Here is a 14658-nt window from a genome sequence, read left to right on the forward strand (position 1 = left end):
GTAGCTATTAGAAAGAAACTTGGAAACCTGCAATAAATGATTGTGATGCTGGGTACGATGAGTAGTCAATACCTCTGTACATCGCTTGATTTCTGACAGATACTTCAGGATCATAACCCGAGTAATTTGTAAATACCCAAAGGTTGTCTACTGAAGCGTATACTCTCATTCTATCGATTCTCAGCTTTTTCAGTTTTTGCGGTTCAAATGTGTAACCCAATGTGATGTTCTTGATTCTTAAGAAAGAAGCATCTTCAATAAAGTAATCACTCATTTGATGACCACCGTACACTTGCTGATAAGTATATTCTTGTCCTGGACCTGGAGCACCCCAAACGCCATCACCGACAGGGTTATTCAATGTCCAACGGTCACCCACATCTTTCAAGTAGTTTCTACCTCTTTGGTTACCTACTACACCAAAATCAGCCATGTTGCCATTGAATACATCTTGCCCTACTGACCAAGTTAAAAGGATACTTAAGTCCCAGTTTTTATAGGTGAAGTTGTTGGTAAAACCACCGAAGTGTCTTGGGTTAGGGTTACCGATGATTTCTTTGTCATTTTCATCAATTACACCGTCACCATTCACGTCTCTGTATTTCGGCATACCCGGTCTTACTTGTCCTGTTTGTGAATCGAAACCAGGAACACCGTCTTTCAATACTAACTCACCATTTGAGTTTCTAACAAAATCATCCATTTGATAGATACCATCGTAACGGTAACCGTACATTTGTGTCATTGGCATTCCTACGAAAAGACCGTAGTACAATTCACCCGCAAACATACCGCCTACATTAGGGTCATATAATCTGAAGTCCTCACCGTACGATAAATTTTTGATTTCGTTGTCATTAAATGAAATGTTGAAGTTCGACGTCCACTTGAAGTTTTTCGTCTGTACGTTTACCGTATTGATACTCAATTCCACACCTCTGTTGACTACCGCACCAATGTTTTGTTTTACTTGCGTATAACCTGTAGAAGGTGCCACTTTTGCATCGAAAAGAAGGTTGTCCGTTAAATTGTAGTAATATTCAACATCCACTAATAAACGGTTGTTCAAGAAGCCCATTTCAGCTCCAACATTAAACTGTTGCGTAGTTTCCCACTTCAAGTCTGTATTGGCTAATTTTTCTTGGTAGAATGCTGAATGATAATGACCACCGAAGTAGTATCCCGGACCTACAGCCATGGTAGGAATAAAGTCAAAATCACCTACTCTGTTGTTACCAGTTGTACCCAAACCTGCTTTAAATTTAAGGTCTGAAAATACGTCCCAGTTTTGGATAAAGTCTTCATCACCTGCTCTCCATGCCGCTGAAACCGATGGGAAAATACCAAAGCGGTTCCCTTCTTTAAATCTTGATGAACCATCCGCTCTTACTGATGCTGTAAGGATATATTTTCCTTTGTAAGCATAGTTGATACGACCTAAACCTGACATTAAGTTTTGTCCTGTTTGTGCCGAAGATGGCATTTTGGCAACATTACCTAAACCGATGTTACCCCACCCAAGATCATCCAATGGGAATTGAATTGCTGTAGCTTGGAATCTGTATCTATTACTGCTTTGGAATGTGATACCTGTCAGTGCATTGATCTTATGACCATTTTTCGACCAATCATACGATAATGTATTCTCGTTGATATAGTTTTGTGCTCTCAATTGTGAGACATGACCGTTGATACCATCACTACCTCTATCCGCTTGGTTCGTTCCTTCTCTAAAGAACGTTTTCACCTGCGTGTAATTGATTTGGTAACCTAACTGCGAACGGAATTTCAAACCTTTGGCAATATCCACATCAAAGTTAATGTTGGCTTGCATTACGTCTGAGATCTCCGAACGGTCTGTATTTTCTAATGTCTGTGTTGGAGGATAGAAACCTGCACTTAATTCATCATCATCATCCAAATCACCGTTCTTTGGCGTCATCGGTCTAAACATGATGGCTGATTTAATCGCCGATACACTTGCTGTAGAAGTTTTCTGTCCTTTATGTTCTGTATGAGCGTAGTTCACGTTCATACTCATATTTACTCTCTTACCTAATTTCTGGTCTAGTTTGAAACGACCATTGATACGCTCAAAACCAGTGTTCATTAATGTTCCCGCTTGGTTGATATAACCTACTGAACCGAAGAATTTAGAAAGGTCTGAACCACCTCTCATAGACACGTTGTAGTTTTGGAAAGGAGCAGTAGTGAAAATCTCGTCTTGCCAGTTCGTCATGTCTGCATCCGTGTAGTTTCCTACTTCACCCCAAGGGTCACCACCACCTAAGTCGTGCTGTAATTGTACATACTCACGTGCGTTTAATGTTTCCATTCTTCTGTTCTGAGGAATTTGAGAAACACCTACTTTTGTATTGAAAGTGATGACTGGCTTACCACTCATACCTGCTTTCGTTGTGATCAAGATTACACCATTCGAACCTCTTGAACCGTAAATTGCTGTAGCAGATGCGTCTTTTAAAACGTCAATTCTATCAATATCAGCAGGATCTAATGTAAATAATGAAGGGTCTTCTAATGGGAAACCATCCACTACATATAATGGAGCCGAGCTACCTGTAATTGTATTGGCACCACGAATTTCAAAGTTCATCGCTTGACCAGGTCCACCTTCACCAGCTGAAACCTGCACACCTGCCATACGACCTTGCAACATTTGATCAAATGACGCCGCTGGCATAGAGTTCACTTCCTCACCCATCACCATAGATTGGATAGAGCCTGATACCTCTTTCGCATCTTGCTTACCATAACCAACAACAACGAGCTCGTCTAGTTGTTCGATTTCAGCAACCAATCGGATATCAATAATTTTACGGCCATTTACTGGAATTTCTTGTGCTTCATAACCCACATAAGAAACCAATAATCGAGCATCAGGTTTTACTCTCAACGAGTAGTTACCTTCAAAGTCTGATGCAGTACCGTTGTGTGTACCTTTGATTCTGATACTCACACCTGGGATTGATTCTTCATCATCACCCGTTACAGTACCTTTAATTTTTATATAAGTTCCTTGTGCATAAACCAACGGAGTACAAAAGAATATACATCCAATTAGTAGCAAGGATAGTTTCATTTTAGTTAAGTCTTTCATTTCTTCAGGAAGTTTAGTTTGCTGAATTATTTTGCTCTTACTTGTAGTTGGTAGATATAAAATCGTCTTGCCAATGCACCAACGGCAGGATTGAAGAAGTCAGCTCTTAAAGCCACTCTGATTTCTTCTCCCAAAAATTCAGCAGGGATAGCTACTTGATGATTTCCTTCTGCTTTTAATTGCTTTTCATTGATAATGGCTGTTGTATACATCATCAAATGCTCAGAGATATCATTTTCAATTAAAGTCCAGTTCGATTGTTCTGGCGCCTCTTCGTTATAATCAGAAGCTTTACAAACCATTACTCCCAAATGTTGATTGACATTTTGAGCACCACCTGTGTATCTCCAGAAACCTGTTACATCTACATAAGCTTCCTCATTGATGGTAGTCAAATCAATAACATCAGAAACTAAATCAGCTCTTGATTCTTGATTCCATGACCAGTACGCTTTTACAATTTTCTCAGAAACAAAACCTTCTTCGTTTTCAAAATCAAAAGCAACACCTGACCATGCTCTTCTCCATAAACCTCCAGTGTAGTTGGGTCCGTTATCTTCTTCTGCAAGTTCAGTAGAATACATTTCGCCATCAATCTCTTTTTCTACTACACCATAAGTGTTGGTATTGATTGCATTTTGCAAACCGTAAGAAGTTGGAGAACCTAAGAAAGAAATAGCATTGTAGAATAGACGGCCTACATTTTTACCGATTACCTCAATAATCACCGCCGTTCTTTTAGACAAAGCACCTAACGTATTTTCAACATTAATGTCCAATTCAAATACTTCAATGTCATCGTCTCCAATAGGAAATGCTTGTTGTAATTTTACTTTACCAATCTCAGCATCAATAGCAAAGACATCAGAAAAGTTGGAAAGTGTAAATTCGTAAGGGCCTCCACCTTTTACATTCGGACGACTTGTTGCTACCTCAAGGTCATCTCCATAAAATGAATAAATGTTGGGCATGTAAATGATATCTTGAGGGATAGATTGATCTGCTGTAAAATCAAGAACATCTGTGAAAGTCGTGCTTCCCATACTGTTTTTTACTTCTACATCTACTGTGTAGCGACCAACAGTGAGGTCGTTAAAATCTCTAATAGTAATAATTCCCGTTCCGCTATGAATTCTAAAGTTTTCAATTAAATTTTCACCTTTGTAATCGTCAGATTTTACATCAATAAGAGAGAATCTCACTTCTTCTCCACCTGTAAATACTGACGGCTGATCTGTAGTAAATGGCTCACCACAAAAGTACTCTCCAATGCCGATATAGCGGAGGTCTTTTGGTGCACCCACATACATAGTACTGTCTTCTTTTTGACAGGATGCCAATAGCAATGTCGCTATCGTTAAAAAAAAGAGCTGTCTGATCTTCATTTCATTAATTAAATTTAGTGTATTAGAAAGAGGGCTGACAACCGGCTTTCACCAGTCATCAGCTTGTTTTGTGCTTATTTTGATCCGATAGGATCATAGTTTGTTGATGCTTCGTAGTCTTTCGTCAGATTAAAAGACGCCTTTTTCACATCATCAGAGTTTGTTCCGATATATACATTAAAATCACCTGCTTCAACACCTTCAGACATATCCCATCTGAAGTAAGTCAAGGCTTCTTTTTCAATTGTGAAAGTGATTTTCTTCGTTTCGCCTTTCTTGATGAAAACCTTCTCAAATCCTTTTAATTCTTTTAAAGGACGAGTTGATTTTCCGATCACATCTTGGATGTACATTTGTACCACTTCCTCACCGTCATAGTTACCAGTGTTTGTTACTTCGATTGATGCAGTGATCGCCTCATCTGTCATTTTATCAGATGACAATGTGATCTCACCGTACTCAAAAGTTGTGTAGCTCAAACCGTAACCGAATGGGTACAATGGGCTGTTTGGTACATCTAAGTAGTTTGATTTGTAACCTGATGGTTTTTCAGGATCAAATGGTCTACCCGTGTTCTTCGCATTGTAATAAATTGGTACTTGACCTACGTTTCTTGGGAAAGTCATCGGCAGTTTACCACCTGGGTTGTATTTACCAAAGATCACATCAGCGATAGCAGGACCCGCCATAGTACCTAAGTGCCATGTCTCAAGTATTGCATCTGCCAACTCATCTTCTTTCTCAAGCGCTAGTGGTCTACCGTTCATCAATACTACTACGATAGGCTTACCCGTTTCCTTTAAAGCTTCTAACAATTCCGTTTGAACACCTGGAATCGTGATGTCTGTTCTACTTTTTGCTTCACCAGAAATTGTTCTTGGCTCACCGATTGCCAATACTACAACATCAGATTGGTTCGCTACTTCAATAGCTTCAGCAAAACCGCTTTTGTCATCGCTCTTCATATCACAACCTTTAGCGTAAAGTAATTCTGCTTTACCTTTTGTTGCTCCTTTCAAACCTTCAAATAATGACTTCGCATCTTTTGGAGAACCTTTCGCTTTCCAAGCTCCTAGAACGTCTTTTTTGCTTTTTACCAATGGACCAATTGCCGCAATCTTTGTTTGCTTCTCTAAGTCTAATGGTAAAACTTGGTTATCATTTTTCAATAATACGATTGACTTTCTAGCAATTTTTCTAGCCGCTTGTTTGTGCTCTTTTGACAACACTACACGTGCTTCTCTTTCCTCGTCAGAGTATCTGTATGGATCTTCAAAAAGACCTAATTTGTGTTTTAAAGTTAAGATTCTTCTTACTGCAACGTTGATTTCCTCTTCTGTTACATCACCTTTTTCTACTGACTCTTTTAATGTCTCTAAGAATACAGCACCTTCCATATCCATGTCGATACCTGCTTTTAATGCTTGAACACCTGCATGTGCTAAGTCTTTGGCAGTACCGTGAGGAACTAACTCATTGATAGCAGTATAATCTGTTACGACCATACCATCAAATCCCCATTGATCTCTTAAGATATCTTTAAATAAGTAAGGGTTGGCTGTACTTGGCACACCATTGATTTCATTGAATGAAGTCATAAATGTTTCTACACCTGCATCAACAGTTGCTTTGAATGGAGGTAAGTACACTTCGTGCAATGTCTGCAATGACATATCCACTGTATTGTAATCTCTACCGGCAATTGGAGCACCGTATGCTAAGAAGTGTTTCGCACAAGCTAAGATTGTATTTTCCTTTGATAAGTCATCGCCTTGGAAACCTTTTACTCTAGCTTTTGCCACAAGGTTGTTGTAGTAAGTGTCTTCACCTGCACCTTCCATCACACGACCCCAACGTGGGTCTCTACTTACGTCAACCATTGGCGCGAATGTCCAGTGAATACCTTCAGCTGATGCTTCTACGGCTGCAATTCTCGCTGCTTCTTCCATCGCATCCAAGTCAAATGAACTTGCCTCCCCTAGTGGAATAGGGAACAACGTTCTGTGACCGTGAATCACATCGTAACCGAATAATAAAGGAATACCTAAACGTGTATCCTCTACAGCCATTTTTTGTAATTTTCTTGTATAAGAAGCTGTAAATGCATTGAATAATGAACCCACATTACCTGCCTTCACTTCCTTCTCTACATTTCCTCTAAGTGTAGGACCTGTAACGTCTCCTGAAGAAGTAAACTGTGTCATTTGACCAATTTTCTCTTCTAAAGTCATTTCTTTTAATAAACTCTCTACCTTCTCCTCAATATTTTGAGCGTAAAGAGCACTGCCTAAAAATAAGGCTGTAACCGTTAATAAAAATTTTTTCATATTCAATTTATTAGGTAGTAACTGTAATCAATGTTGAAATGTTAGCGTGGACCTAGCCACATTAAACTAGATCTTTTGCAAAGTATGTTTTGTGTTTATCATGGGCTTTTATTGTTTAAAATGTGATGTGGTTCTTGTGGTTCGTGCACCACGACTAAAGTCATGGGCTAGTGATACCGACTCCAACAACACTGAAGTGTTGTCTCCGTTATGAACCTTCAAGACTTTAGTCTTGGACAGGTTCTCCTACCACTTGCCCATAGTTTTAACTATGGTGTACGCTCCACAAAAAGATCATCTTAAACAATAAAAGCAACCAATCTATAAATAGTAGTTAGAATAATTGAACTGGTAATTCAATTTCTTTTTTACCCATTTTCATGACTAAAATGCCTTTTGTACCAGCTAGAATATTATCTTTCTCGAACTGAAGTTGATGTAAACCTGCTTCAAACTTCTGTTCCGATTGGATCTCCAACTTCTTTTCTGCTTTAGTAGATTTCAAGTAGAATGAAATATTTGCATCCTTGTCTGTGTAGAAATCAAGATGATACTTTTCTAAATCAGGATGACGATATAATTGAACTGATTTAGATAATTTCTCGATCACTGCTAACGGGAAGCCATTCTTATGTTTTGGAGATTTGATCCCCATCTTACCTAAAGCCACTTGTAATTCAGGAACTTTCTTAGACAATTCCCAGAAAAGACCGCTTCTATAATTCTCCATCATAATCACTGTTCTTCCCTGATCCAAACCTAAGTAACGGTCAGAATACCAATCACGCTTCTTGCTGTAAGCATCTTTGAAACCGTATTCTCCCCAAAGTCCTTCTTTATGGTTTTCGTAGAAGTTTCTCAATGCCAACATCGACTGATAAGGAACATATGGGAATACACCCAATGCCGCCGAAGGAGCAATTACCCCTTTGTCTTTTGGTCCTGGCCCTGCCATGTTGTTATAACCACCGTCTTCTGATGGAGTTTGAGAAGCTGTTAAGCCCCAATCTTCCTTATTGTATTGGAATTCTTTTGGAGCGAACTTACTACAGTACGTCCAGTTGATCAATGAGTGATTGATACTTCTCTTCCAATAGTAAGTATATTGGTCTTCCATATCTCTTGGGTCTAAAGCCAAGAATGGAGTCTGAGCAAGATACAATGGTCCACCTTTTGGCTTTCCAACATCCAATGTATAACCGTAGTATTCTTTACCGTTTACAAAGTTTTTACCTTCCACATAACCTCTATAAGAACTCTTTTTAATTCCTTTTGAAGGATGACCCAATGCTAAAACATAACTTGTCATTGATTCAGTATACCCTTTCATCAACAACTTCAGGCCTTTGTTCTCTTTTTGCTGGTAAGAGTGATTCCACCACAACGCATTTTGATACTCATGCACTGTATAGTCCACCGCTTCCCATAATTTTGTAATCTCTTCTCTCAGCTGGATTTCCTTTGGCGTATCTTGATCAAAATAAGCTCTTGCCATCAATAACCCCATCATTAAATTGGAAGTTTCTTGAATGTCAGCGCCGTCTTGCCCACCAAAATGAATCAACTGCCCCGTTTTACCGTGGATCAAGTGAGGGTAAACGCCATGATAACGAACGGCCTTATTTTCTAAGAAATCCGTCATTTTCAACAGGCGGTTCAAGACTTGCTCTCTTGTCACCCAACCTCTGTGTGCCCCAACGATAATGGCTTGAATACCGAAACCTGATGCGCCGATACCAATCTCATATTTCTTGTTTTTTAATGACCTTCTAGGCGTAAGTCCTGAAACAGGGTGTCCTAATTCCCAGAAGTAATCAAAAGATGCTCTGTGCGTCTCTTCAAAGATCTGTTTGTCTTTTTGAAAACGTGCTTCTTCTTTTTCTAGACGGGTCACACTGTAGGTGTAACCCATCAAGATAAAAAGTAGTCCACATCCAAAAATTGATAATATAGTTTTAGTTCTCATAGTAGCTAAGACCAGTATTGTCAAAATTATTTACTATTATTTTTTTGTTGAAGTCTCTTCTGCTTCATCATTTCCTTACGCTTTTTCAAACGTGCCTCTTTTCTGTAGTTCGTGTCTTTCCACTCTTCAAAATCAGGCTCATCCGCTTCTTTCATCAAACGTGCTAACTCAACTTTCAACTCGCTGATTTGCTTTGCGTAAGCAGGATCATTGATCACGTTATTCATTTCTTGAGGATCTTTCTTCAGATCATAGAACTCATAGTCATCGTTATCAAAGTAGAAGTGAATCAATTTGTAATCTTGTGTTCTTACACCATACTGTCTTTTTACCTTGTGGAAACCAGGGTATTCATAGTAGTGGTAGTACACTGACTCTCTCCAGTCTTTTGGCGTTTTTCCTTTCTTCGTGATTTCTCTCATAGAAGTTCCTTGCATATCTTCTGGTACTTCTACACCAGCAAAATCCAAGAAAGTGGGACCGTAGTCAATATTTTGAACGAATGCTTCCGCTTCTTTCCCTCCTTTGATTTCTTTAGGATAACGCATTACTAATGGCGTTTTGAAAGACTCTTCATACATGAAACGCTTGTCAAACCAACCGTGTTCACCTAAGTAGAAACCTTGATCTGAAGTATAAACAATGATTGTATTTTCAGCTAAACCGTTCTCATCTAAGTAATCTAAAACTCTACCAATGTTTTCATCCACTGCTTTTACAGTACCGCAGTAGTCTTGAAGATAACGTTGGTATTTCCAAAGTGCCAAATCCTTTTCAGAATAGTTTGCTTGGTGCATTTTGTCGTTTTTGGCTCTGTAAGCCTTGTGCCATCCTTCTTTTTGCTCAGGCGTTAAACGAGCAAATAAGTGAGGCCAGATATCTTTTCTCCATTCGTCGCTTCCTTCCTCTACAGACATTTTCAAATCATGTCCTTCTTGCATATCACGGTAAACGTTCATCTCTTGCGTAGATGCCGCTACTCTACCTTCGTAATCATCAAAATAAGTATCCGGAACTGGGAACTCCACATTGTCAAATTCATTCGCATATCTCAATGGAGGCATCCAGTTTCTATGCGGTGCTTTATGGTGAATCAATAAAGCAAATGGCTCATTCTTGTCTTTTTGCTCTTCTAACCACTCCAACGAGTAGTCAGTAATTAAATCAGTAGTATACCCTTCTACCATAGTAGTATCACCACCAGAAATAAAGTCTGGATTGTAGTACTCTCCTTGATCATTTAAAATATTCCAGTGATCAAATCCTTCTGGCGTACTTTTCAAATGCCACTTACCAATAATAGCTGTAGCATAACCAACATTGTTCAACTCTTTTACCCAAGTATTTTGAGAAGCATCAAACGTATCTGAGTTATGTCTGAAACCATTCTTGTGACTGTACTTACCTGTAAGCATTGTCGCTCTTGACGGCCCACATAAAGAGTTGGTCACAAAACTTTGATTGAACTGAATTCCTTCTTTCGCAATTCGATCAATGTTAGGCGTAGGTGCAACCTTTGAAATCTCATGCCCATAAGCACTGATGGCCTGCAATGCATGATCATCTGACATTATATAGATGATATTTGGACGTTGGTCTTTTTCTTGAGAAAAAGCTGTAGTAGTAATCAACAGTAGTAAACTGATCAAGTACAAATTCTTCATTTCGTAATTCTAATAGGTATAATTGATTTTCTAATCGCAAGTAAAATAACACTTCAAGTATACTAGAAAGAGTTGCATCAGAGCTGACTTTACAGATAAATAAATGTAAAATTTAAGACTTTTTTACACTCCAAAAAAACGCATATGCATAGATTAAAAACAAGAAAAAACCGCATTTAAATACACATAAAGCAAGATTTTAAGATATGCGCACATCTTAATGACAACATTGCGTTTTTTGTGATTTTTGTCGTTTTTCAACGAAAAATTATTGGCAGTAGATTTTAGGACAGCTTGGGTTTATAACATTTGAAAATGGCAGTGCTTATTCTTTTTGTATTACCTAAGGGAAAATCTTATTCTATTCAACACTTTATACAATGGTAGTTGCTTCAATTTTATGGATGATATGGAGCTGTGGCTTTCTCTTAAATTTCTTCTGATGGATATGAATTTGTTGAATTAGGTTGGGGTTTGGATTCTTAAATACAAAGGTAAACTCTGGGTATTTCTTAGATAAAAAAATAGGAAGGAATAGAATCCTAATTTCAAATTTTCTAATAATAGGCAAATATAAGCGTGTATAAACGATTACAACTCGGATAAATCTCAAGCATTTTGCAAATTTGATAATAAGGAGTGTCTTTCGTTCAGAATTATACCTCACTTTGTATAAAAAGTAATTGATATTGATGAAAAACGTATGAAATAGATTATTTCAGGCAGCAGTATTTACAGATTTAACAGGCAATTTGTAATACATCTAAAAATAGCAATGCGATATATTTGAAAATTAATATGTTGGTGCTATTTTTAGTGAAAGAAAAGTAAATTATTTTACTATTGAATATACGCCACTAGGTCACATTATTGGGAATAAAGTGAACAGTGGTGTTTATCAAATGTTCTGCCTCATTAGAAAAAATAAATGAAACATCTAATTAGAATATTACTAATAATTGGATTAATATCTTGCGAAGAAAGCAAGCCAAGACTTGAAGCAATTGAAAATGAAGATTTGACAACTGAGCAAATTGATTCAATCTTAGCTGAATTTAAATTTGATTATGAATCACCAATAATTATCGATTTTTCAAATCAAATAATGATTCCAATTTCGACTGAATTACTTGGAAGGAGAACAAAATATAGCAAAGACGGTTATTATTCAGATGATTATCCAAGATATTGGAATATCCAATTTTACAATCGAAAAACAGGAGAAACTAGATTGCTAACAGAGGATAAAATTAGAATTTCAAGAATTCATGTAAATAGGGATAACGAATATGAAGAAGGATGTAAAGTTATGAAAGAGAAAATCCTCTATGAAATTGGAGATATTGACTTTAATAATGACGGAAAGTTAGACGGCGAAGACCCTGAATATTTATTTATATCTGAGAATAATGGAACAAATCTGAAAAGAATTTCACCTAGAGATGAAGAATTACAATATTTTGAAGTCGTCCCGAAATCGAATCAAATTTTGATAAGAACTTTGCGGGATATTAACCAAGATTCAATTTTCAATCAACAAGATGAATCAATTTGGTACAAAGCTGAATTGACGAATCAAGAATGGAAATTGAATGAAATTATTGATTCAACAGGAAGAAAGAAAATTGAAAATTTATATTTCGATCAATGGTTGAAAAAGAAATTGAAAAATAACGAGGCAGAACATTAGCTAATCTCCATCCATCGGGTGACGCACCCGCTGGTCGTAGTTTAGCATTTTCGTTGGCAACTATTAGAAGGTAAGTACCTAAAATCATTTTTTTTCATGGTATTATGAGTTCATTAAATAAACAAAAAAATAATTCAATAGAGACAGGAATTATAGGTAAGTATTACGAAGATAATCTTCCTGTAATTGTAAGTTTTGAAAATAGTTTGCCCGATAAAGACATTAGAGTTAAATGTCCCTACTTAACTGTTATATCATGGCATTATGATGGATCAAAAAATAATGGTATGCCAAGTGAAATTGAAAATAATAAAATGCTCACCTTGGAAGGTTCTATTGATAAAATATTAGAATCGTCTAAAGAATTTCAAAGAGCATATAACAGGACAGGAAATAATCTTAAAGAATTTATTTTATATATATCTAATCAATCACAATTCATGGACATTCTAAATACAACATTAGCTTCTCATGAAAAGTATCCTATAGGAATTAAATTTTATGAAGATCCTAATTGGTCAGAACTCTCAAAACTTATTGATGATTTTAAACTATAAACAGTTGCCAACAGCAACTAAACTCCATCCATCGGTCGACACGCCCGCTGGTCGTAGTTTAGCCATTACGTTACCAGCAATTATCAGGGTGATTAGATGCCTGTCGTTAAACGAGAGATCTTCAATTATTAGGTAAAGGAGTACTCATTTCTGAAAAAATTAGGAGAGGTTATTTTGAATAAATACCTTGGATTAATAAAATTGGATAGATATTGTAGATACAATGGTGAACAATACTTTCCGTTCTAAAATAAAAAAATATTAGTTTAGTCTTAAAGTGAAAATTCCAAGAACACCTGCACAATTAAAAACAGAAATCGAATTGTCTGCCACTTATAATGGTGATTTACGAATTCGACAATTAATTAAAATTCTAGAAAAAGTAGATGATGAACTTATAATTGAAGGAGTATTTCTAACAATTGAAGACAAGTCTAACCTTTATAAAACACAGAAATGTGCAGGATGGATACTTACTGTATTAAATCCCAAAACAAATAAATCATTGGAATCACTTCTAATTCAAATTTTGGCAAATTGGGATAAAAGTTGTAATGATATTCCGTTTTGGATGAAGAAACTCTATGGATTAGAAGAAATACAACAAGTAATCAATGAACTTGAAAATAGAGTTAATTCAGATCCTGAACTTGAAAAATTGAATACCATCAAATGGTGGTTAAAAATAAAATAAAAAGCTGGTAACATCAACTAAACTCCAATCACGGTTGACGCAACCGCTCACGAGTTTAGTCATCACGTTGTGGTGCATATAATGAAACTAACTCCAGAAATATTAGCTAAAGCAATCACCGAATATCGAAACGAAGGTTCTGAACTAATGTATCGCTTAGGAAAGAAATTTGGTTACGATATAAATATTCAAGAAGAATACGAGGAGTTCATTAGTAGGAGTAACTCAAAAGTCCCTAGAAGTGGGAAGCTCTCTGAAAGAGTTAATTATTCTTTTCATGGTGGTGAATGTGCTTTTCACAAAAGAAAAACTCAGCAAAACATTGAAGTAATACTCATCAACCCTCCAAAATTCGGGAAAATTGACACTTGGTTTTTAAAAGAGTTTTTAGACAGCACAAACGAATATAAAGAATTGAGTAGTGATTTAGATTGGCAAGATTTAAAACCAATTCTTCTTGAATTATACCGTACTGGTCAAGTCGAAGAAATAAAATAAAATCATGGCTCATAAGAAAAAAGGACTTTTAACCACTTCACCTGAATGGGCAAAACATTTACGAAAGTACATGAAGAATCAATTTTGGAAAGGAGAACGAAATGCTAGTAAAGAGTTGATTCGTAACGAACTATTCGAAACTGACAATTTACTATGGCAGTTTGAAGAAATGATTAAAACTCTAATTGCTTTAAGTCTATCGTTAAAAGAACAAATCAATTTTTATGGAGTTGGTGCAACTGCTGACGAAATGCTTGAAGATTTTTATTCTTATTATGTATTGAACAAAAATCGATTCCTAGAAAGAGAACTTATCACAAAAGAGTCTATGGTGATACTTGATGATATTGACTCTCTTACAGATAGTTGGTCAGATGAAAAAGAGGAAGAGTTTTGGTTTGAAATGGAAAAACACCAAAACGAATGGAATATTCTTCGTGAAAAAGCCCTGTTTGTTTTAAAATTGTTAAAAAAAGACAACTTAACAGTTGAAGTCAAACACGAAAATGAACTAGATGAAAAAGGAAACATCATCATTCAAAGAACTACAACGGAACTAAAAGAAAAATAAACGACACCACAATCGAGTAGAGTGCCGCTAGGCAGATAGCCTAGCGGAGACCCTCTCACACCACCGTACGTACGGACCTCGTATACGGCGGTTGATTACCGTTCAGTCAACTTTTTGTAGATCTCGGACATAGAAATATATCCTCTTTTCTCTAGTCGTTCCAAGGTAATGGTGGTAATAAGAATAGG

10 protein-coding genes are annotated in these 14658 nt (G+C 36.7%); 5 read left to right on the plus strand and 5 right to left on the minus strand.

Annotated features, from left to right (window positions below):
* Window positions 1-7: 7 nt before the first annotated feature.
* From IC221_RS20970 to IC221_RS20990, 5 genes are all read right to left on the minus strand, one after another.
* A complete protein-coding gene (locus IC221_RS20970; RefSeq protein WP_188170835.1) occupies window positions 8-3118 on the minus strand; it encodes a TonB-dependent receptor in 3111 nt (1036 codons plus the stop codon).
* Window positions 3119-3144: 26 nt separating this feature from the next.
* On the minus strand, window positions 3145-4503 hold the full coding sequence (locus IC221_RS20975) for a hypothetical protein (protein ID WP_188170836.1): 1359 nt from the start codon (window positions 4501-4503) through the stop codon (window positions 3145-3147).
* Window positions 4504-4577: 74 nt separating this feature from the next.
* A complete protein-coding gene (locus IC221_RS20980; RefSeq protein WP_188170837.1) occupies window positions 4578-6830 on the minus strand; it encodes a glycoside hydrolase family 3 N-terminal domain-containing protein in 2253 nt (750 codons plus the stop codon).
* Window positions 6831-7164: 334 nt separating this feature from the next.
* Window positions 7165-8796: a glucoamylase family protein gene (locus IC221_RS20985; protein ID WP_188170838.1), complete on the minus strand. Its 1632-nt coding sequence runs from the start codon at window positions 8794-8796 to the stop codon at window positions 7165-7167.
* Window positions 8797-8822: 26 nt separating this feature from the next.
* Window positions 8823-10460: a sulfatase gene (locus IC221_RS20990; protein ID WP_188170839.1), complete on the minus strand. Its 1638-nt coding sequence runs from the start codon at window positions 10458-10460 to the stop codon at window positions 8823-8825.
* A 928-nt stretch (window positions 10461-11388) separates the two neighbouring features.
* Here IC221_RS20990 and IC221_RS20995 point away from each other — a divergent pair.
* The 5 genes from IC221_RS20995 to IC221_RS21015 all read left to right on the plus strand — a co-directional run bounded on the left by IC221_RS20995 (window position 11389) and on the right by IC221_RS21015 (window position 14470).
* On the plus strand, window positions 11389-12150 hold the full coding sequence (locus IC221_RS20995) for a hypothetical protein (RefSeq protein ID WP_188170840.1): 762 nt from the start codon (window positions 11389-11391) through the stop codon (window positions 12148-12150).
* Between the two features lie 104 nt (window positions 12151-12254).
* On the plus strand, window positions 12255-12707 hold the full coding sequence (locus IC221_RS21000) for a DUF695 domain-containing protein (RefSeq protein ID WP_188170841.1): 453 nt from the start codon (window positions 12255-12257) through the stop codon (window positions 12705-12707).
* A 277-nt stretch (window positions 12708-12984) separates the two neighbouring features.
* The gene (locus tag IC221_RS21005) at window positions 12985-13401 is read left to right on the plus strand and encodes a hypothetical protein (protein ID WP_188170842.1); all 417 of its coding nucleotides are present in this window, start codon (window positions 12985-12987) and stop codon (window positions 13399-13401) included.
* Window positions 13402-13482: 81 nt separating this feature from the next.
* Window positions 13483-13899: a hypothetical protein gene (locus tag IC221_RS21010; protein ID WP_188170843.1), complete on the plus strand. Its 417-nt coding sequence runs from the start codon at window positions 13483-13485 to the stop codon at window positions 13897-13899.
* A gap of 4 nt (window positions 13900-13903) precedes the next feature.
* The gene (locus IC221_RS21015) at window positions 13904-14470 is read left to right on the plus strand and encodes a hypothetical protein (protein ID WP_188170844.1); all 567 of its coding nucleotides are present in this window, start codon (window positions 13904-13906) and stop codon (window positions 14468-14470) included.
* Window positions 14471-14658 lie beyond the last annotated feature (188 nt).

The sequence above is a fragment of the Flammeovirga sp. EKP202 genome (assembly GCF_014534745.1).
Lineage (GTDB): Bacteria > Bacteroidota > Bacteroidia > Cytophagales > Flammeovirgaceae > Flammeovirga.

Bases quoted from the DNA above. Each gene is read 5' to 3' on its own strand.
- IC221_RS20970 (WP_188170835.1), bottom strand. From the start codon at position 3,118: ATGAAAGACTTAACTAAAATGAAACTATCCTTGCTACTAATTGGATGT.
- IC221_RS20990 (WP_188170839.1), bottom strand. From the start codon at position 10,460: ATGAAGAATTTGTACTTGATCAGTTTACTACTGTTGATTACTACTACA.
- IC221_RS21015 (WP_188170844.1), top strand. From the start codon at position 13,904: ATGGCTCATAAGAAAAAAGGACTTTTAACCACTTCACCTGAATGGGCA.
- IC221_RS20980 (WP_188170837.1), bottom strand. From the start codon at position 6,830: ATGAAAAAATTTTTATTAACGGTTACAGCCTTATTTTTAGGCAGTGCT.
- IC221_RS20985 (WP_188170838.1), bottom strand. From the start codon at position 8,796: ATGAGAACTAAAACTATATTATCAATTTTTGGATGTGGACTACTTTTT.
- IC221_RS20995 (WP_188170840.1), top strand. From the start codon at position 11,389: ATGAAACATCTAATTAGAATATTACTAATAATTGGATTAATATCTTGC.
- IC221_RS21000 (WP_188170841.1), top strand. From the start codon at position 12,255: ATGAGTTCATTAAATAAACAAAAAAATAATTCAATAGAGACAGGAATT.
- IC221_RS20975 (WP_188170836.1), bottom strand. From the start codon at position 4,503: ATGAAGATCAGACAGCTCTTTTTTTTAACGATAGCGACATTGCTATTG.
- IC221_RS21010 (WP_188170843.1), top strand. From the start codon at position 13,483: ATGAAACTAACTCCAGAAATATTAGCTAAAGCAATCACCGAATATCGA.